An 18,302-nucleotide genomic window follows, 5' to 3' on the forward strand; every position below is an offset into this window, starting at 1 on the left:
ACTACCAAAAACCCGTCAAAATGTCTTTGACAGACTACTAGTACACTGCGGCGTAAGTAAGATAACCATTAAAAAATCCCTAAAAAGCTTATACCATCTGCTTTTTTAATTTTTAATTGTTAATTTTTAATTCCGCCCTGCGGTACTAGTCTCTAGTCCTAAATTCCCAGTCCCCTTGATAATCAAAACTATATAGAAAGAGTGGCAGTAACGCTTTATGGAAGCAACAGTTCAACAACAATATCTACAGGTTTTAAGCGATATCTTGCAGGAAAGATTAGTGGCTCAACTGCTTGATAGTCAGGATTTCCAGGTCAAATGCGCCATCAGAAATGATGAATTGATGATTTTAACTCAACATCCTGCCGATGTGTTAGTTGACACACAGCAAGTTTTTGAGGTGTTAGAACAAGCACTGCAATGGCAATTCAACTACCAAACTCAACGGGTACAATTTTTCTTGAGAATTGCTGGAGAAAGGCGTCCCTATGCTCAATATTTCCTAGATTTTCAAATTCCCAGTATAGATTCAGAACAAGAAACTGAGGATGAATTTCCAAGTCCTACAGTAGACAGAGAAAGAGAAACAGTGAACATAGAAAATGAGAGAGACAGTCTCTTTATTTCTGCTGATCTTCAAACACCATCATCTCCAATTACAGACACCGAAGACGAACCCATTATTGATTCATTTCTTCCCAGTTCCGAAGAATCTTTCTCAGATTATTTACTACTAGATTCACATTTATCTCTGGATGAAAACGAAGTTGAGAAAATTGAAGACATTGAAGAAAAGTTTGCTCCTTTTGCGAATATCGCAGACAAACCCAGAAACAGACAATTATCACTATCACTTCCCCCCGTACAAATAATGATTGGTACGGCTGTAGTTATCGCCCTCCTTGCCAGTAGTGGTGCTTTCGTTCTCCATCGTGGTTGTGTAATTTCTGAATGTAAGGAATTACAAACAGCACAGCAATTTAAAAGTGAGTATCAGCAGCAGATCAAACGGACAAAATCACAAAAAGACTTATTAACAATGCAACAAAAACTAGATAAAGTAGTTGCAGATTTGCAAGAAATTCCTGAGTGGTCTCCCCGTTATCAAGACTCTCAGGTATTGGTTAATAGTTTTTCTGAACAGTCAACAAAAATCAACCAGGTGCTAAAAGCCTTACAAATAGGATCTTCAGCCCAGAAAAAAACTCAAACTCCTCCTCAGAGTTTAGATGAGTTACGCAATAGACAAAAGTTGTGGAGAGAGGCAATTACCTCATTAGAGATAATTAACCCAAGTCATGAACTCTATGGATTGGTAACAGCTAATTTATCAAATTATCAAAATACTTTAAAAACTGTTAATGATCAGTTGCTTAAAGAGGAAACATGGGTACAAAGAATTGCCAATGCCAAAACTTTAGGAGAAAACGCTACTAAACGCCAAGCCACTGCTAAATCTGCACCCGAATGGCAAAAGGTAGAATCTGATTTCCAGACAGCAATTAATACCTTAAAGATTATCCCTATAGATAGTTTGGAAACTGAGAATGCCCGCAAGCTATTAGCAGAATACCAACCAAAAATTATTGTAGCCCGCGATCGCGCCAAAAAAGAACAATTAGCAGCCACATCCTATCAACAAGCTATAAAAGCCGCTAATCAAGCTCAAGCCTATAGTAATCAAAATCAATGGCAAGGTGCGGTCAAGTCTTGGGAACAGGCTTTAGAAGCTGCTAAACAAGTGAGTCAAGATAGTTTCTATTTCAATCAAGCTACAGCCCTGATTGAACCCTATACAGCATCTCTAAAACAGGCACAAGAACAATTCCAACTCTATGGTGATTTAACTCAAACTCGCGCTGAACTCAATAGGACTTGTACCAATACCATTAAGATTTGTACTTTTACTATCAAGAATCAGAAAATTAGTGTCCGCTTAACTCCTAAATATGACCGATTATTACAAGCTAATAATCGAGAAATACAAAGTCATTTCCAAAGCTTGAAATATGCTCTTGCTGTCATTGGTCAAAATGCTCAACTTCCTGTATTTATCTATAATGCCCAAGGACAGGAAAGGGATATGCGGTAACCACAGTAGGGGACTGGGGAGCAGGGGAGAAATTTTCTTCCTGACAACTGACAACTGTACGGACGAAGCATTTGGAGAACTATTTTTGGCAATGATCGATAATTTATCTTCCAAATGCTTCGCCCCTACTGACAACTGACTCCTCATATCCCCAGGTGATTTTGCAATGCTTGACGCATTTCGTTGACGGGGACTGTTTCCTGTTGTAACCAGATTTTTAAGGCTGCTGCACCTTGTTGGACAAGCATTTCTAAACCATCAATCATAATTGCTCCTTGTTTTTCGGCTAGGTGCAAAAATTTGGTGGGTTTAGGGATATAAATTAAATCATAGACAATGGCATCACCAGGCAAATAACCCATTTCTTGACTACTCAATGGCGATTCATCAACATGGGGATACATTCCCATCGGGGTTGTATTTACCAGTAGGTTAGCTTGGTGGAGTAGGTTCGGTAATTCTTGCCATTCATGCACCTGAAATTTATCTGCAAAGGGTGAATTTTGCCAACTTTGAGTAAATGCTTGTAATTTTTGTAAATTCCGCCCTACCACGTGAATTTCTGCCAAACCCAGTTGAATACAACCCGCTACCACAGCCCTCGCTGCCCCACCATTCCCTAAAATTACCGCTTTTTTCTGACTCCAATCTTGATGATATGTTGTTTGTAAAGGGGCAATAAATCCTGCCACATCTGTGTTTGTCCCCACCCATTTATCACCTTGACGAGTGACGGTATTCACTGCACCGATAGCTTGAGCAATCGGGGAAATTTCGGATAATAACGGCAATATTGCTTGTTTATGGGGAATTGTGATGCTAAATCCTACAACACCAATACTAGCAAAACCTGCGATCGCTCTCTCTAAATTTTCTGGTGCAACGGGAAAAGGCAAATACACATAATCTAATCCCAGTTTAGCCAAAGCCGCATTGTGCATCAATGGTGAAAGGGAATGTGACACAGGATGTCCAATAACTCCCAAAAGTTGCGTTTTTCCAGTAATCATTTTTATTAGTTGTCAGTTGTTAGTAGTCAGTTGTCCGTTGTCCGTTGTCCGTTGGTTAATAATTTGATTTACAATTATTCACAGTAACTTAATATTTCTTTGTAATATGCAAACAAGTATCGCTTCCTCCACAAATCCGATTCCTGGTCAATACTGGCAATGGCGCGGACACAATGTGTACTATGTACAAGCAGGAGAACCACACCTTCAGCGTCCACCCTTGCTATTAGTACATGGTTTTGGTGCTTCCACAGACCATTGGCGCAAGAATATCACAGAATTAAGTGCAGATTTCCAAGTATTTGCCATTGACCTGTTAGGATTTGGGCGTTCCGCCAAACCTAATTTACAGTATAGCGGTGACTTGTGGCGCGACCAACTCCATGATTTTATCAGTGAAGTCATCGGTCAAAAGACAATTTTAGCAGGTAATTCTTTAGGTGGTTACGCTTGTTTATGCGTTGCTTCCCAACGTCCTGACAGTGCTGCTGGTGTGGTATTACTTAATAGTGCTGGTCCATTTTCCCCACCAGAAAATCAAATTCAACCTGCTATCAATCCTCTACAAAAAGTTTTAGGTAAAACTGTTAAATGGTTTTTTAAACAACGTTTAGCCCAGTCTTTATTATTTCAATATACGCGCCAAAAGTGGGTAATTCGCCGAACCTTAGCAAAAGTTTATCTTGATCAAAGTGCAATTACAGATCAATTAGTAGCAGAAATTCAGCGTCCAGCTTTTGATCAAGGGGCGTTAGATGTATTTGTTTCTGTTTTTAGTAGTCCTCAAGGGGCAAAAGTTGACATTTTACTTAAACAATTAACTTGTCCATTATTGTTATTATGGGGAGAAGCAGATCCTTGGATGAAAGCGCGAGAACGTTCCCAAAAATTCCATGAATATTATCCCCAATTAACAGAATATTTTCTCACAGCTGGTCATTGTCCCCATGATGAAATTCCTGAACAAGTGAACTCACATTTACGGGATTGGGTAATTAATTTGAGTTAAAAATAAAATGGGCGGGCAATATGCCCAGCCCAAAGTATTTTAATTATAATTTTATCTAATTGACATCTTCTTTAAGGTATATTTATTTAGTTATAAATTGGTAATAGCAGATTTTGATAATTACTTCTTTAGACTCATGTATATAAATCGAAAACCTTTAACACTAAAAATGTAACTCATGTCCATAACACTAAAATTATAGATATAATGACACAATCTGTAGACACAAAACCACAAGTTCAAGAATTGCGTAACCTGCTTGCAGGTTTTGAATGTGGGATGTTAACCACAGTTGATGATGATGCCACTTTACATAGTCGTCCTATGTCAATTTGTAATGAAATTGACAATGATGCTACACTCTGGTTTTTTACATTAGTCAATTCCCATAAAGTAGTAGAAATCGAACATCATCAACAGGTGAATATTAGTTTTTCCGCACCTAATCAACAACGATATGTTTCCATATTAGGAACAGCCCAATTAACAAGAGATCGTAATCAACTGCAAGGAAAATGGCAACACAAATTACAAACTTGGTTTCCAAAAGGAATAAATGAACCAAATCTTGCATTACTGAAAGTCAAAGTTAATCAAGTAGATTATTGGGAGAGTTCATCTAGTTCTAGTCCGCAAACGATTAGTTTTTTGGAACTATCACACCGTTAATTATGTAAATTGCCATAATCCCAATAAAACCAAAATTACAGCAATTTTCACATACTTAAACCACAGCTTAAATTAATTAATTTCTTCCTTTGCGCCTTTGCTCCTTTGCGCCTTTGCGCGAAACAAAAATAAGATGTGGTTTATTTACTTAAAAATAGCTGAAATCATCCTAAAAATAACTTATATGCCGGATTATCGCTTTCATTGCAATAATGATAACCAAGATTATCTAAGAATGATTGCCATTCTGTTGTTTCATGGGGGGGAACTTGCATTCCTACCACAATTCTTCCATAGTCTGCGCCATTATTGCGATAATGAAATAAGCTAATATTCCAATCAGGAGACATAGAAGTTACAAATTGCATTAAAGCCCCTGGACGTTCGGGAAATTCAAAGCGATAAAGTAGTTCGTTTTCTGCAAGGGGAGAATGTCCTCCTACCATGTGACGCAAATGCAGTTTTGTTAATTCATCATCTGTTAAATCTATGGTTTTTAAACCGTGAGATTCAAAATTTTCGACCATTTTAGCAGCGTCGGCACGATTTTCTATTTGCACACCTACGAAAATATGCGCTTCTTTTTGGTCAGCAATGCGATAGTTAAATTCTGTGAGATTGCGCTTACCAATACATTCACAAAACTTTCTTAAACTACCTCTTGCTTCGGGAATTCTCACTGCAAAGATTGCTTCTCGACGTTCTCCAAATTCTGCCCGTTCTGCCACAAAACGTAAACGATCAAAATTCATGTTAGCACCACAAGCAACGGCAACGAGGGTTTTATTTTGAATTTGTTCACGTTCTGCGTAGAGTTTTGCGCCAGCGATCGCTAATGCCCCCGCAGGTTCTAAAATAGAACGAGTATCCTCAAACACGTCTTTAATTGCCGCACAGGTGGCATCTGTATCCACTAAAATAATTTCGTCTACATATTGCTGACAGAGGCGGAAGGTTTCTTCTCCTACTTCCCGCACCGCTACACCGTCAGCAAATAAACCCACCTGAGACAATCGCACTCTTTCGCCAGCTTGCAATGATTGATACATTGCGTTAGCGTCTACAGGTTCAACACCAATAATTTTAATATCGGGACGCAACCGTTTAACATAAGCTGCAATACCAGAAATCAAGCCACCACCACCAATAGCCACAAATATGGCATGAATGGGTTGCTGATATTGGCGCAGGATTTCCATACCGATTGTTCCCTGGCCAGCAATCACTTCCGGATCATCAAAGGGATGTATAAAGGTTAACCCTTTTTCTGCTTCCAGTTGTCGGGCGTAGGCGTAAGCATCATCATAGTTATTGCCATATAAGACAACTTCTCCTCCCCGCGCTTTGACTGCATTTATTTTTACCTGGGGCGTAATCACGGGCATAACGATGATGGCTTTTGTTCCCAAGCGACTGGCAGCTAAGGCTACACCTTGGGCATGATTTCCCGCAGAAGCCGCTATGACACCCTGTTCAAGTAAGTCTGGGGTGAGATTGACCATTTTGTTATATGCGCCCCGCAGTTTGAAGGAGAAGACTGATTGCATATCTTCCCGTTTCAGGAGGAGTTGATTATTCAGCCTCGCGGAGAGGTTCGGGGCATATTCTAGTGGTGTTTCTTGGGCTACATCATAGACGCGGGCGGTGAGGATTTGTACCAGGTAGTCGCAATACATATCAAGGGGTGCAATTGGGGTTGGTTGTTAATTCTACCGCTTGTTGGTTAGTTGGAGAGGATGGTTTTGGAAAATGATTTTGCCCCTCTATTAGCAGGTAAACTCGCTATAATAGAGATTTTTGCGGCTGTTAGTCGCTGATAAAAATCCCAATTGACAACATTTCTGGGTAAGATAATAGTTCTATTTAATAGAGGGTAAATTAATGAAGCAACAGTTAAATATCGCGTTAGGTCAAGCGTCAAGCCGGGGATTAATATTACTACTCCCTATTTTGGGAAATTTTCTCTTTTTAGCTAGTGCTAAAGCAGATTTGACTAGTAGTCTGACGATTGAAGTAGAAGGATTGAAAAACAAATCTGGACAAATTTGTGCTACTCTTTTTGATCAAAGTAAAGGATTTCCTGGTGATAGTAAAAAGGCTTGGCAATCCGAGTGTACTAAAATTACAGAAATGCCTCAAAAACTGATTTTTAAGGATTTAAAACCAGGTAATTATGCTGTTGCATTAATCCATGATGCCAATGGCAATAGTAATCTTGATACTAATTCTTTTGGTATGCCCACAGAAGGTTTTGGATTTTCTCAAAATCCAGAGGTTTTAACCGGACCTCCTAAGTTTAATGATTCGGCTGTTACTGTATCTAAAACTAATACTGATATTAAGATTAAGATGAAATATTTCTTTGGTTCTTAGCTAGAGACAGCGTAACCTACAATTATTAATTAACAGTGGGTTACGCTGCATCAAATTTATATTCCTTCTTAATCCTTTTTCCCTAGGAAAAAATGAACAGTTACACCATTTATTCCAATTCTAAAACTTTTTGAGTATTCTCACGACGACGCTGTTCTTTCTTTTCAAACTCAGCTACACAGCTACCTTTATCAACCATTACACAGCTTAGATAATTGGTGATTTCGACCAATCCTGCGCGAAGTGCTTTACCGACAGGGGCTTTGGTTGTTTTTTGATTATCACCACCAATATTAATACCAGAAAAACTGATACCACCAGCATTGCTCTTAGATTCACTAGTAGCAAGTCCTTCAACAGTACGGGAATAAACTACTTCTCCATTACTGGAATCCACAACACGCAAATCAATAGCAACATAAGCTTTTTCCTTTTCTTTCCTGGTGCCACCACCTAGACCAAAACGACCTATTCTAATCCCGCTTATCCCTAGTCCACCGGATTCCTTCTTAACTCCTTCTTCATAAGCAGTTACTTTGCCCAGAATAATATATTTTGCCCCGGTCAGTTCTCCCTTTTTTGCCCCGGTTTCTTTGCGAACTAATCCAGCTTGAGCAAGTTCTTGTTCGGAAAGGACTGCTCCTAACTTTTGTCGCTCAACAACGGTGAATTTTCCTGTTGATGTTAATTCATTGCTCAAGGCATCTGCTAACTGTTGAGATGTATTGCTGTTCCACCACCACCAGTTGGAGTTAGTTTCATTCTTGAAGTCTGGTACTGAAATTCTAGGTTTTTCTTGAGCAAAAGCATTCAGGCTACCAATAGACAAACTCAAAGTTACGGTTGCTAATGCAATTGCAGTGTTACGACTTAAGCTCTGATAAAGAGAAGATGTTTTCATGATTTATAGTCATTCCAAATAGGAAGCAGATGGGATGGTATGAGCAGAATGAACAAACTATAGAATTCGAGCCATATAGCAATGAAGCCAGAATTGCTATAACAATGATCAATAGCTAGAGACTGTATCATAATCTACGGTAAATAACAATACCTTCGCCATTTTGTCAAAGTGCTAACAAAATATGGGTTTCGGACTATGGGTTCAAGGTTATATTCAAACTTTCCCTGTTTTAATTTTTGTATCCCCATATCCAGCAAACAAATCCTAAAACAAAATGAAGAAATCCAATTTTCAACTACCAGAACTATAGAATAATAGTAGTAGTCAGCAATACATAAAATCTATATTTACTGTCATCAAGACAACGGTTATCAGCAAATGAGTACAATTGAAGATATGGAAAAATATCTTGCCTAAATAGCTGTAAAGGCTGACAGGTTAAGAGATTTATTTTGAGTGCAAAAAAGCTGCATCCCTAAGCCGAAAATACAAGTACCCCTGTAATCAAAAGCTAGTACCCCTACCCCAATAAAAAATGTAAATTTCTGTTACATAGGGGTTTAAACCTATTGAGTACAAGCTTAATAAATTTAATAAATCTAATCTGCATTGATAATTTCTGCTGCTGGGGAGTTATCTGATATAAGCATGAAAACAGTACAGGATTTTTTTACCTAACAGTACCAATGCACCAGTCATTAAACAGGATCAGTAAAACCGAGACTGTAAATACAAAGCTCCGAAAAAATGAAAGTTCTAGACTTTTTTTAGAACCATTAATCAGTGATTTTCAGATTATTTTTGAGCGTGATCCAGCAGCACGTAATTGGTTAGAGGTTATATTTTGTTATCCGGGATTTCATGCTCTTTGTTTACATCGTCTTGCACATTGGTTACATATCCACAAGGTGAGTTTTATTCCCCGGTTGATTTCTCATTGGGGACGGTTTTTCACAGGTATTGAAATTCACCCAGGGGCAAAAATTGGTAAGGGTGTATTTATTGATCATGGCATGGGTGTTGTGATTGGTGAAACTGCTATTGTGGGAGACTATACACTCATTTATCAGGGTGTAACATTGGGAGGAACTGGCAAAGAAAGCGGTAAACGTCATCCAACTTTAGGTAATAATGTGATAGTTGGTGCGGGTGCGAAAGTATTAGGAAATATTCAAATTAGCGATCGCGTCCGCATCGGTGCAGGGTCAATTGTCTTGGGTGATGTGCCTCCAGATGCCACTGTAGTCGGCATTCCTGGACGGATTATTGCTCCTAAGTCTCATAATCGCATTTCTCCCTTAGAACATGGCAAATTACCCGATATAGAAGCAGGTATGATTCGTTCTTTACTCTTGCGGATTGAGCAATTAGAACAACAAGTCCAAACTCTCACCAATCATCACCAAGATGATCAATAACGTCAATTTCATAAATCTTGAATTACTAATGTCACACAATTGTAAGTTTTTAACTGTCGGTGAACAAGTTTTGCAGATTCCTTTAGGTGATAGATGGTGTATTTATCACCGTTTGCAAGAGTTGATGATTTCCTGTTCCTGTCCCCCGGATGGGTCTTTGCGCGTGCAAGTTAATAACCTCCAAGAAGCGATTCTTGTTCGCAGTACATTAATGCAATTTTTTGCTTCTCGTCATCAATTGGTGAAGTGGTTAGAGAATTGTTTGTGTAACGGTGTTGAGTAAAGATTGCTGGAAACAATCATGTTTTTTTGATTGGTATTACCAATTACCATTGATGATTTTGAGAATGTCTAATCAAAAGCATATCAAAGATTAATTCTTGATGCAAGTCTGATTTATCTCAAGTCATTATTCACTCACAAACTATCTTGCATATTCAAGATAATTCACATAAGCTAAGGTTCACCCAGTTTGCTAAAACTAAAAAAAATTAGTAATTGCTGATGGGAATAACTTGTACCTTATGTTGATTTCAATTGTCAATGTCCAATTATGGTGATTAATAGTATTGATAGAAAGTTACTGCAATTTCTTCAAAAAGAACTAGCACTTTCCCAGGCTGATATTGCGGTAGCAACGCGACATCCTGAGTTCAATCATGGACCCTTACCGATGCTGCTTTGGCAATATGGTTTAGTGGATTTACAACAACTAGACAGGATTTTTGATTGGCTGGCAGAACACCATGAATTAAGGTAGATGAAAAATTACCAGTACCGCAAGGCGGAATTAAAAATTAAAAATTAATAATTAAAAAAGCGGATCATACAAGCTTTTTAATGGTTTTTAATGGTTATCTTATTTCCGCCGCAGTGTAATAGTGAAACTATGAGGTGAAAATTATGATTACTAGCTTAATTGCTGGCATAAGTATGTTATTTTTTACAGGATTTACTAATATTTGTATGGGTTATTGGCTACTAACAAAATTCACAAATAATACCACGAAAAACATTGGATAAATTATACTTATTTTTTGTTTCTTGTCATACAGATGCAACAGCAATATTTGATTAATAATTAAGGATCGTAAATCATGAATCATGATTTATTCGCTCAATTAAGAATTTATTGCCCATCTACCACCATGAAAAATTGTAGCGAACAAGGATATTACAAAAAACTCCGCTAGAGGGACCTTGAAAATGTATCAAATCATGATTAATGATACGACATTACGTGATGGGGAACAGGCAGCAGGTGTTGCTTTTAACTTAGAAGAAAAAGTAGCGATCGCACAATTTCTCGATGCCATTGGTGTCCATGAATTAGAAGTAGGAATTCCGGCAATGGGAGAAGAAGAAATTCGCGCCATTGTTGCCATTCGTAACTTAGATTTACAAGCTAAATTATTAGGTTGGAATCGGGCTGTTATCTCAGATATTAAAGCTTCTATAGCCTGTGGACTCGAACGAGTACATATTGCTATTCCTGTGTCTGGAGTGCAAATTGCCGCTAAATTTCATGGGCAATGGCGAGTAAGTTTACAAAAACTAAAAGACTGTATTAGCTTCGCATTAGATCAAGGTCTTTGGGTATCAGTTGGTGGCGAAGATTCTTCTAGAGCCGACGAAAACTTTCTCCAAGATGTTGCCATGTTATCACAAGAATGGGGAGCATCTCGGTTTCGGTTTTGTGATACAGTTGGGGTACTTGATCCCTTCCGAACTCACCTTAAAGTTAAGCATTTAGTATCAACTCTATCAATTCCTGTTGAGATTCACACTCATAATGATTTTGGACTAGCAACTGCTAACGCTTTAGCCGGAATCAAAGCTGGTGCTGTATCTGTAAATACTACCGTTAATGGACTAGGAGAAAGAGCCGGAAATGCAGCTTTGGAAGAAGTAATTATGGCTCTAAAATGTATTTACGGTGTTGATTTGGGAATTCAGACTCAACACTTGTTAAAACTATCTCAATTAGTCGCTAAAGCTTCCGGCGCTAATGTTCAACCTTGGAAAGCAATTGTGGGTGAAAATACCTTTGCTCATGAGTCTGGTATTCATGCTCATGGTGTATTACAAAACCCAGTTACTTATGAACCTTATGCTCCTGAAGATGTAGGTTGGGAACGGCGTTTAGTCATAGGTAAACATTCTGGTCGGCATTCATTATCTAATCTATTAGAACAGCATGGCATCTTTCTCGATTCTCAAGAAACCCAAGCTGTTTTAGATGTAGTCCGTCAGCAATCAATCCTCAGAAAACGCAGTCTCACTACAGAAGAATTATTAAATTTAGTCAGCGAAAAAAGGTATTCCCATGCAACGTGATGAAATAGAACTGGACTCGCAACCCATTTTTGAAATTGGTCAAAAAGTTCGAGTTAAGAAACTAATCAAAAACGATGGAACTTTTCCAGGTAGAGAAATTGGGGAAGTTTTAGCCAAAATTGGTGATGTTGGTTATGTCTCCAGCATTGGTACATTTTTGCAAGCTTATTATATCTATGCTGTACATTTTTTGGAAACAGGGTACATCATCGGTTGTCGAAAAAGAGAACTAGAATCTGCTGAGGAAACACATGAAAGTAATGCTCCGAATGAATGATGCTGGTACTTTAGTTGTCTACGTCCCTAAAAAAGACTTAGAAGAAGAAGTAGTTAAAGAAACAGATGGTGCAGCAGGTAAAATTCTCACTTTAACTAATGGTTGGGAATTAGAATTTAGTGAATTTCCCGATAAAAGTCGTTTACCAGTAACAGTGGAAGCTAAACGTCTTTCTTAAAATTCCCATCAATACCAAGAAGGTAAAAGGTAAAATCTCTTTTCCCTCTTCCTTCTTTCTTCTTGCTTCTGACTACTGACTCCTGACTCCTGACTCCTAAGTTATTAAATTTTCTCTTGAAAAAATTGGGTTATCGCAAATGGGTGAAAAATATTTGGCTTTATCGGAATTGAATATTGAAGGACAGTTTTTAGGTTTTGCAGGTAAAAAAACCGAGAAATGTAAACATTTACAGTTAGCAATTCCTGGGGGAAATATCAAAATTAAAATTCCTAAAAATTTACGTTGTTCTATAGGTTTATCTTTAGTCCCTGGTGAGCAAATTCATATAGATGCTATTAGTAAATTAAACCCCCGTAACAGGAAATTAAAACTCGAAGCTTATCAAATTCAAGCAGTGGGTTTTTGTCTGATCAAAAATCCGCTTCCTCTTCCTCAACCTAAAGCCAAGATTATGGTATGTCAAAAATCTGGTTGTCTGAAACGGGGTGGAAAGGGGTTATTATCAGACTTAGAAAAAACTTTGGGCGATCGCGGTTTATCTGATAAAGTAACTATTGAACATACCGATTGTCAAAAACGCTGTAGCAGCGCCCCCAATTGTGTTTTAATGTTAGGTAAAAAACAATACAAAAAAGCTCATCCAGAAGCCATAGCGTCCTTGCTAGAGAATCATTTGAGTTAACTTGTCAATATATCTGATAAAATCGTTGCCAAAAGTACATCGCATTATCTCGTTCCCAGTCTCTGACTGGGAATGCTATAACAGAGGCTCTGCCTCTACTATTATTGAAGGCACAGAATCAGGATACCCAGGATTAAAGGATTTACAGGATAATTTTATTCACAATATTCTTAGCTATTAATACTTTGAGGATGAATAATCGTAATTTCTGGAACAGCTATAAAATCTTTGGGGTTTAAAGTTAAAATATGGCTGATATTATGAGCAAGCATCACGGCTAATATGTGTATATCGTGAGTGCGTTTACCAGAAATATTATATGTTGTCACCAAGTTCAACCAAATAGAAAATACATCTGGTATCTCTTCTAGTAAATCAAATTGATTTATTAGCATTTGTACTGCTTGAGTTGTTTGTTTTCCAGTCCATCCTAATCCATTAACATTAACAGGACGAGTAGCAACAACCCAAAATTCAATGATTACCTGAGAGGTAATAAAACATTGATGATTATTAGATATTAAATATTTAATTGTTTTATCAACTAAATGAAAATCTGGAGATGTTATATCTCTTGAACGTAACAGAATATTGGTATCTAATAAGTAATTACTCATCTTCCTCTATCATCATAAATGTTTTCTCGACGTAGTGCTTCATCAGGAAGATTAACAGAACTTTGAGGAGCTTTTTCTATCCACTCTTGCCAAAGTTTTAATCTTTCTTCAGAGGTTAAAGGCTTTTTAGTTTGTTTGTTGAAATCCTGATAAATCAGCCTTTCTTGGAAAAGTTGTTTTTCGTCGGGAGTTAATTTGGAAACAATTTCTACAAGGGAGTCAACAAGTTGTATATTCATAATTATTTATGTCATTTACTAGGTTATAGGCAATATTACACTGTATATCAATTATAAACCCTAAACTGTAAGAATCAGGATATCCAGGATTAAAGGATTTACAGGATGTTTATTGCAAAATTCTTTTAGTCCATTTTAACGGACTTTCGCTATAAGACTGGGAATAAATTCCCAGGCGGGTGATGATGCTTCATGAAGTATAATTTCTCTATCCTAATTATCAACAACTAATAAATAAGCAAAAAATTACATCCTGAAAATCCTCAAATCCTGGATATCCTGATTCTGACAAGATTAAAATTATGTAAACAACTAGCCAAATTACCAAAAAATCATCCCTTCTCCACCAAACCCTCCAAAACCTGCTGCAAATCACTCGTCAACTCAGCCACAGATTGTCTAGCAGCAACCCGACTACCTTTATAAACCGGATAACGTTCAGAAACAGAAATTGGTGTACCCACAGTTATCTTCACCTGCTGCTTACCCAATTGTGGACGATTTAAAGGAATATTCCCCTTAATTTTATTCACCATATCCCATAAAAGTAAAGTCATTTCTGCAAATCTTTCCACCGTTGGTTTTTCGCGGATATAAATCCCAGAAACAGCTACAAAACTCTCAACTAACCTCATGTGCCACATCCGAAAATATGCTTCCTCAGCAATTCTATCTCCCAAACTTTTATCAATAGATGATAATAATTTAATATCCTTAAAATCTTCCCTAAATATATAATTCCAACCTGCTTGTTCTACCCGTCTACATCTATCATTCCAATTTCCTCTAGATGGTAAATCAAAATATTGTTCAGCAATAAATAAAGCGATATTCATTACAGCTTGTAACCGATAAGCTAAAGCCTCATTTCTATCTGTAATTTCCTCATTAGTAATCTTTTCATCTGGCAATGTTTGATGATAAAATTTAGTATAAAATTGCTCCATTACCGATAATAAATGTTCAGCTAACCCTAATAATCGGGGATAAAGCGCAGCAAAAGAAGCCTCAGTTTTCTCTTGATTTACCAATAAACCACTAGCCGCTTCTAATTCAGTTAACAAATTTGCTATATTATCCCAAGGCTGATTAACATAACTATATTTAATGCCAATTGGTACAATTAAAACTTCCTCATCTCTTCCCGCTTTTTGTAAATCTTCCGCACACCAAAAACCCATCTGTGCGATACCCGGTTCTAAAGGACTAATAATCTCCGATAAACCATTTGTAGCACCTTCTGGCGCAGCAGCCATCGGAAACTGACCATTAGCATACAAATCCCGTGCGGAACGCAACCCAGTCCAATCGGCTTTACCGCGTTGAATCGGAGTTCCCCCCAAGTGAGAAATTACCCAACCCACGTGAGAACCAGCCCAAAGAGGAATTCCCCGATCATAGATAAAATGGGCATGAAGTGGATATTGTAGCCGTGTACCCCCAACTCGTGCTACTTTAGGCAAGATTTGGGACAATAAATAAGTTAAACAAAGAGGGTCTACTGTTTGAGGATGACGAAACGCCAACATAAACCGGATTTTACCATCCTGAAACCGTTGATAGCAATCCGCCAAAGTTTCAACGTTGTCTGCTTCAATGTTGCTAATCGGTGTTTTCCACCGAATCCAGTTAGGTAGCACTAGATGTACCAAATTTAACAACAAGGGGTTAAAAGCTGGCGGAATAAATTCTAAGGGTGGTTGTGCTTGATACATTGCTTCAGACAAGGTAGTTATCTCCTCAAGTTAGATGGAAAGAGTATTGTTTCGCGCAAAGACGCAAAGGAGCAAAGACGCAAAGAAATAGATGAATTCATTTTGTGGTTTAGGTTGTAAGTCCTGACTACAAAACTTTTTTGACTAGATGAAAATATTTTAGATGTAACTGATTTGAAAAATTAGCAAGTAAAGGTAAAAAGAATGCGATTATCACAAATGTTATTTGTTACACTACGGGATGATCCTGCTGATGCGGAAATCCCTAGTCATAAATTATTACTCCGTGCCGGATATATCCGTCGCATTGGTAGTGGGGTTTATGCTTATCTTCCCCTAATGTGGCGAGTTTTGCAAAAGGTTTCTCAAATTGTGCGCGAAGAAATGAATGCTACTGGCGCACAAGAATGTTTATTACCGCAGTTACAACCTGCGGAATTATGGCAAGAGTCGGGAAGATGGGATACTTATACTAAGGCTGAAGGAATTATGTTTTCTTTGGTTGATAGAAGAGAACAACAATTAGGATTAGGACCAACTCATGAGGAGGTAATTACTACTGTTGCCCGTGATATGATTCGTTCATATCGTCAATTACCTGTACATTTATATCAAATCCAAACTAAATTTCGTGATGAAATTCGTCCCCGGTTTGGTTTAATGCGCGGACGAGAATTTATTATGAAGGATGGTTATTCTTTTCATGCTGATGAGGAAAGTTTGCAGAAAACTTACCGGGAAATGTATACTGCTTATAGTAATATGTTGCGGCGTTCTGGTTTAGCTTTTCGGGCTGTGGAAGCTGATTCTGGGGCTATTGGTGGTTCTGGTTCGACAGAATTTATGGTCTTAGCAGATGCGGGAGAAGATGAGGTTCTCTATACTGAAGATGGTAAATATGCGGCTAACGTAGAAAAAGCAGTTTCTTTAGCAGCGGAAGCGGAAACTTCACCTTTTACAACTTACGAAAAACGGGAAACTCCGGGAATTGATACAATTGAAAAACTTTGTAATTTCCTCAAGTGTTCTCCTACCCAAATTGTCAAAAACGTTTTATATCAACTTGTCTATGATAACGGTTTAACTGTTTTGGTGTTGATAAATATTCGCGGAGATCAGGAAATCAATGAAGTTAAATTACAAAATGAATTAACTAAATTAGCTCCTCAATTTGGTGCTAAAACCATTCTGACTTTAACTGTACCCAATGCCGAAGCCCAAGAAACGTGGCAAGCTAAATCTTTACCTTTAGGTTATATCGCACCAGACATTGCTGATGATTATATTGCGGGAAGTAAACAGGTAAATTCTCAATTTGTGCGGTTGGTAGATCAAACTGCGGTGGAGTTAAAGAATTTTGTTACTGGTGCAAATGAAAGCGGTTTTCACGTAGTTGGCGCAAATTGGAATGAGCAATTTAAATTACCTGCTCTAACCGTAGATATTCGTAAGGCAAAATTAGGTGATCGCTCACTTCACGACTCAAGCCAAACCCTACAAACAGCTAGAGGCATCGAAGCCGGTCACATCTTCCAACTAGGGATAAAATACTCCCAAGCCATGGGTGCAACCTATACCAACGAACAAGGAGAAGAAAAGCCTTTAGTTATGGGTTGTTATGGTGTGGGTGTGTCTCGGTTAGCACAATCAGCCGTTGAACAATCCTATGATAAAGATGGCATAATTTGGCCAGTAGCGATCGCACCATATCACGCCATTATCACAATTCCTAACATTAAAGATGCCCAACAGATCGCCGTCGCCGAAAAACTTTACACAGAACTGAACAAAGCAGGGGTAGAAACGTTATTAGATGACAGAGATGAACGTGCAGGAGTTAAATTCAAAGATGCAGACTTAATCGGGATTCCCTTTAGAATAGTGACGGGAAGAGCGATTACAAATGGTAAAGTTGAAGTCGTAAAACGCGCAAATCGTGAATCTCAAGAAATTGTCATTGAGGAAGTCATCAATACATTGCAACAATGGATTAATGAGGCAATAGAACGTTAAAATTCAACTCTTGTGGGGTGGGCATACTATGGCTAACGCCACGCTGCGCTATCGACAAGCTCAGTACAAGTCTTGCCCGCCATCATCATAGATCATTTTCACTCAAACCGGCAATTTTTAAGTAAGTAGGCTGAGAAAAACCAAAATGTGTCAAGAAAAGTAAAATCGCCCAAAACTTCTTCACTCTTGCATGAGTGCCTCTTTCCTGTTTCCTTGCCATAACGACAATAATTTTTAACGCCAACCTACTTAATAGATTTAGGGTAGTATTAGATATACCTGTAAATACGCAATAAATGATCGGAAAAAACTTCTGTTTTTCCCTCCCCTACTCCCCCTGCCCCTCTTCTCCCCCTGCTTGCCTTTACCCGTCATTTTTGGATTGACAGACTACTATCATTGTTTCACCCTCGTAAATTGGCTAAGGTATTGCCTAAAAAAAATATTTTCCCAACCCCCTTGACAGGAAAAGAAAGGATTGCTATATTAGTTGAGTGCCGGAGAAAGAAAACAACTCACGGCAACTGAACCGAGAAAAAATAATACTTTGAAAGAATAGATTAAACCAATCCTCGTCGTCAAGATAATTGAAAGAGGATTCGAGATTTTAACTAATTTCGGAGCCGACAAACTCGAAAGAAACAAAATGGAGAGTTTGATCCTGGCTCAGGATGAACGCTGGCGGTATGCTTAACACATGCAAGTCGAACGGAATCTTTAGGGATTTAGTGGCGGACGGGTGAGTAACGCGTAAGAATCTACCTTC

19 protein-coding genes and 1 rRNA gene are annotated in these 18,302 nt (G+C 38.1%); 13 read left to right on the top strand and 7 right to left on the bottom strand.

Features of this window, described 5'->3' with window-relative positions; all coding sequences use genetic code 11:
* The first annotated feature begins 217 nt into the window (after positions 1-217).
* Positions 218-2,092 carry a hypothetical protein gene (locus FJR09_RS07860; protein WP_168652792.1) on the top strand — a complete coding sequence of 625 codons (1,875 nt, stop codon included), beginning with the start codon at positions 218-220 and terminating at the stop codon, positions 2,090-2,092.
* Between the two features lie 143 nt (positions 2,093-2,235).
* On the opposite strand, the gene FJR09_RS07865 is transcribed toward FJR09_RS07860, so the two are convergent.
* On the bottom strand, positions 2,236-3,102 hold the full coding sequence (locus FJR09_RS07865; protein ID WP_148766439.1) for a shikimate dehydrogenase: 867 nt from the start codon (positions 3,100-3,102) through the stop codon (positions 2,236-2,238).
* Positions 3,103-3,208: 106 nt separating this feature from the next.
* Here FJR09_RS07865 and FJR09_RS07870 point away from each other — a divergent pair, with 106 nt between their 5' ends.
* The gene (locus tag FJR09_RS07870) at positions 3,209-4,111 is read left to right on the top strand and encodes an alpha/beta fold hydrolase (RefSeq protein WP_015078862.1); all 903 of its coding nucleotides are present in this window, start codon (positions 3,209-3,211) and stop codon (positions 4,109-4,111) included.
* A gap of 207 nt (positions 4,112-4,318) precedes the next feature.
* On the top strand, positions 4,319-4,780 hold the full coding sequence (locus FJR09_RS07875) for a pyridoxamine 5'-phosphate oxidase family protein (RefSeq protein WP_015078861.1): 462 nt from the start codon (positions 4,319-4,321) through the stop codon (positions 4,778-4,780).
* A 164-nt stretch (positions 4,781-4,944) separates the two neighbouring features.
* Here FJR09_RS07875 and ilvA read toward each other — a convergent pair whose 3' ends face one another.
* Entirely contained in the window at positions 4,945-6,456 is a 1,512-nt protein-coding gene (gene ilvA / locus FJR09_RS07880; protein ID WP_015078860.1) for a threonine ammonia-lyase, biosynthetic, read from the bottom strand.
* Between the two features lie 205 nt (positions 6,457-6,661).
* Between ilvA and FJR09_RS07885 the strand changes: the two genes are divergently transcribed.
* Positions 6,662-7,153, top strand: coding sequence for a DUF2141 domain-containing protein (locus tag FJR09_RS07885; protein WP_168633343.1), 492 nt, complete (start codon positions 6,662-6,664; stop codon positions 7,151-7,153).
* Between the two features lie 109 nt (positions 7,154-7,262).
* On the opposite strand, the gene FJR09_RS07890 is transcribed toward FJR09_RS07885, so the two are convergent.
* Positions 7,263-8,054 (bottom strand): CsgG/HfaB family protein, encoded by a 792-nt coding sequence (locus tag FJR09_RS07890; protein WP_148766451.1) that lies wholly within the window; start codon positions 8,052-8,054, stop codon positions 7,263-7,265.
* Positions 8,055-8,743: 689 nt separating this feature from the next.
* Between FJR09_RS07890 and cysE the strand changes: the two genes are divergently transcribed.
* From cysE to FJR09_RS07925, 7 genes are all read left to right on the top strand, one after another.
* The gene (gene cysE, locus FJR09_RS07895) at positions 8,744-9,475 is read left to right on the top strand and encodes a serine O-acetyltransferase (RefSeq protein ID WP_168650715.1); all 732 of its coding nucleotides are present in this window, start codon (positions 8,744-8,746) and stop codon (positions 9,473-9,475) included.
* A gap of 28 nt (positions 9,476-9,503) precedes the next feature.
* Positions 9,504-9,758, top strand: coding sequence for an Asr1405/Asl0597 family protein (locus tag FJR09_RS07900; RefSeq protein ID WP_041458242.1), 255 nt, complete (start codon positions 9,504-9,506; stop codon positions 9,756-9,758).
* A 270-nt stretch (positions 9,759-10,028) separates the two neighbouring features.
* Positions 10,029-10,235: a DUF2949 domain-containing protein gene (locus FJR09_RS07905; RefSeq protein ID WP_015078855.1), complete on the top strand. Its 207-nt coding sequence runs from the start codon at positions 10,029-10,031 to the stop codon at positions 10,233-10,235.
* Between the two features lie 446 nt (positions 10,236-10,681).
* Entirely contained in the window at positions 10,682-11,812 is a 1,131-nt protein-coding gene (gene nifV / locus FJR09_RS07910; protein WP_015078854.1) for a homocitrate synthase, read from the top strand.
* Positions 11,802-12,089, top strand: a complete 288-nt coding sequence (locus FJR09_RS07915; protein ID WP_015078853.1) for a nitrogen fixation protein NifZ — start codon at positions 11,802-11,804, stop codon at positions 12,087-12,089. The genes nifV and FJR09_RS07915 overlap by 11 nt, the downstream gene beginning before the upstream one ends.
* Entirely contained in the window at positions 12,064-12,267 is a 204-nt protein-coding gene (nifT, locus tag FJR09_RS07920; protein ID WP_015078852.1) for a putative nitrogen fixation protein NifT, read from the top strand. Before FJR09_RS07915 ends, nifT begins: the two co-directional genes overlap by 26 nt.
* Before the next feature lie 139 nt (positions 12,268-12,406).
* Positions 12,407-12,952 carry a (2Fe-2S) ferredoxin domain-containing protein gene (locus FJR09_RS07925; protein ID WP_015078851.1) on the top strand — a complete coding sequence of 182 codons (546 nt, stop codon included), beginning with the start codon at positions 12,407-12,409 and terminating at the stop codon, positions 12,950-12,952.
* Between the two features lie 170 nt (positions 12,953-13,122).
* Here the strand turns inward: FJR09_RS07925 and FJR09_RS07930 are convergent, their stop codons facing one another.
* The 3 genes from FJR09_RS07930 to FJR09_RS07940 all read right to left on the bottom strand — a co-directional run bounded on the left by FJR09_RS07930 (position 13,123) and on the right by FJR09_RS07940 (position 15,523).
* Positions 13,123-13,569 carry a type II toxin-antitoxin system VapC family toxin gene (locus tag FJR09_RS07930; RefSeq protein WP_015078850.1) on the bottom strand — a complete coding sequence of 149 codons (447 nt, stop codon included), beginning with the start codon at positions 13,567-13,569 and terminating at the stop codon, positions 13,123-13,125.
* Complete coding sequence (locus FJR09_RS07935; RefSeq protein WP_015078849.1) at positions 13,566-13,808, bottom strand: hypothetical protein; 243 nt, start codon at positions 13,806-13,808, stop codon at positions 13,566-13,568. Before FJR09_RS07935 ends, FJR09_RS07930 begins: the two co-directional genes overlap by 4 nt.
* Before the next feature lie 332 nt (positions 13,809-14,140).
* Positions 14,141-15,523, bottom strand: a complete 1,383-nt coding sequence (locus tag FJR09_RS07940) for a 1-acyl-sn-glycerol-3-phosphate acyltransferase (RefSeq protein WP_174782874.1) — start codon at positions 15,521-15,523, stop codon at positions 14,141-14,143.
* 204 nt (positions 15,524-15,727) lie between these two features.
* Between FJR09_RS07940 and FJR09_RS07945 the strand changes: the two genes are divergently transcribed.
* The gene (locus tag FJR09_RS07945; RefSeq protein ID WP_015078847.1) at positions 15,728-17,536 is read left to right on the top strand and encodes a proline--tRNA ligase; all 1,809 of its coding nucleotides are present in this window, start codon (positions 15,728-15,730) and stop codon (positions 17,534-17,536) included.
* Positions 17,537-17,621: 85 nt separating this feature from the next.
* On the opposite strand, the gene FJR09_RS25805 is transcribed toward FJR09_RS07945, so the two are convergent.
* A complete protein-coding gene (locus FJR09_RS25805) occupies positions 17,622-17,756 on the bottom strand; it encodes a hypothetical protein (protein ID WP_256369476.1) in 135 nt (44 codons plus the stop codon).
* Between the two features lie 423 nt (positions 17,757-18,179).
* Between FJR09_RS25805 and FJR09_RS07950 the strand changes: the two genes are divergently transcribed.
* Positions 18,180-18,302: ribosomal RNA gene (locus tag FJR09_RS07950) — 16S ribosomal RNA — on the top strand; the annotation flags it as partial.

The sequence above is a fragment of the Dolichospermum sp. UHCC 0406 genome, from assembly GCF_009712025.1.
Lineage (GTDB): Bacteria > Cyanobacteriota > Cyanobacteriia > Cyanobacteriales > Nostocaceae > Dolichospermum > Dolichospermum lemmermannii.

What these genes read in the sequence shown, in the direction of transcription:
- FJR09_RS07860 (WP_168652792.1), top strand. Translation starts at nt 218, where the DNA reads ATGGAAGCAACAGTTCAACAACAATATCTACAGGTTTTAAGCGATATC.
- FJR09_RS07865 (WP_148766439.1), bottom strand. Translation starts at nt 3,102, where the DNA reads ATGATTACTGGAAAAACGCAACTTTTGGGAGTTATTGGACATCCTGTG.
- FJR09_RS07870 (WP_015078862.1), top strand. Translation starts at nt 3,209, where the DNA reads ATGCAAACAAGTATCGCTTCCTCCACAAATCCGATTCCTGGTCAATAC.
- FJR09_RS07875 (WP_015078861.1), top strand. Translation starts at nt 4,319, where the DNA reads ATGACACAATCTGTAGACACAAAACCACAAGTTCAAGAATTGCGTAAC.
- ilvA (WP_015078860.1), bottom strand. Translation starts at nt 6,456, where the DNA reads ATGTATTGCGACTACCTGGTACAAATCCTCACCGCCCGCGTCTATGAT.
- FJR09_RS07885 (WP_168633343.1), top strand. Translation starts at nt 6,662, where the DNA reads ATGAAGCAACAGTTAAATATCGCGTTAGGTCAAGCGTCAAGCCGGGGA.
- FJR09_RS07890 (WP_148766451.1), bottom strand. Translation starts at nt 8,054, where the DNA reads ATGAAAACATCTTCTCTTTATCAGAGCTTAAGTCGTAACACTGCAATT.
- cysE (WP_168650715.1), top strand. Translation starts at nt 8,744, where the DNA reads ATGCACCAGTCATTAAACAGGATCAGTAAAACCGAGACTGTAAATACA.
- FJR09_RS07900 (WP_041458242.1), top strand. Translation starts at nt 9,504, where the DNA reads ATGTCACACAATTGTAAGTTTTTAACTGTCGGTGAACAAGTTTTGCAG.
- FJR09_RS07905 (WP_015078855.1), top strand. Translation starts at nt 10,029, where the DNA reads ATGGTGATTAATAGTATTGATAGAAAGTTACTGCAATTTCTTCAAAAA.
- nifV (WP_015078854.1), top strand. Translation starts at nt 10,682, where the DNA reads ATGTATCAAATCATGATTAATGATACGACATTACGTGATGGGGAACAG.
- FJR09_RS07915 (WP_015078853.1), top strand. Translation starts at nt 11,802, where the DNA reads ATGCAACGTGATGAAATAGAACTGGACTCGCAACCCATTTTTGAAATT.
- nifT (WP_015078852.1), top strand. Translation starts at nt 12,064, where the DNA reads ATGAAAGTAATGCTCCGAATGAATGATGCTGGTACTTTAGTTGTCTAC.
- FJR09_RS07925 (WP_015078851.1), top strand. Translation starts at nt 12,407, where the DNA reads ATGGGTGAAAAATATTTGGCTTTATCGGAATTGAATATTGAAGGACAG.
- FJR09_RS07930 (WP_015078850.1), bottom strand. Translation starts at nt 13,569, where the DNA reads ATGAGTAATTACTTATTAGATACCAATATTCTGTTACGTTCAAGAGAT.
- FJR09_RS07935 (WP_015078849.1), bottom strand. Translation starts at nt 13,808, where the DNA reads ATGAATATACAACTTGTTGACTCCCTTGTAGAAATTGTTTCCAAATTA.
- FJR09_RS07940 (WP_174782874.1), bottom strand. Translation starts at nt 15,523, where the DNA reads ATGTATCAAGCACAACCACCCTTAGAATTTATTCCGCCAGCTTTTAAC.
- FJR09_RS07945 (WP_015078847.1), top strand. Translation starts at nt 15,728, where the DNA reads ATGCGATTATCACAAATGTTATTTGTTACACTACGGGATGATCCTGCT.
- FJR09_RS25805 (WP_256369476.1), bottom strand. Translation starts at nt 17,756, where the DNA reads ATGGCAAGGAAACAGGAAAGAGGCACTCATGCAAGAGTGAAGAAGTTT.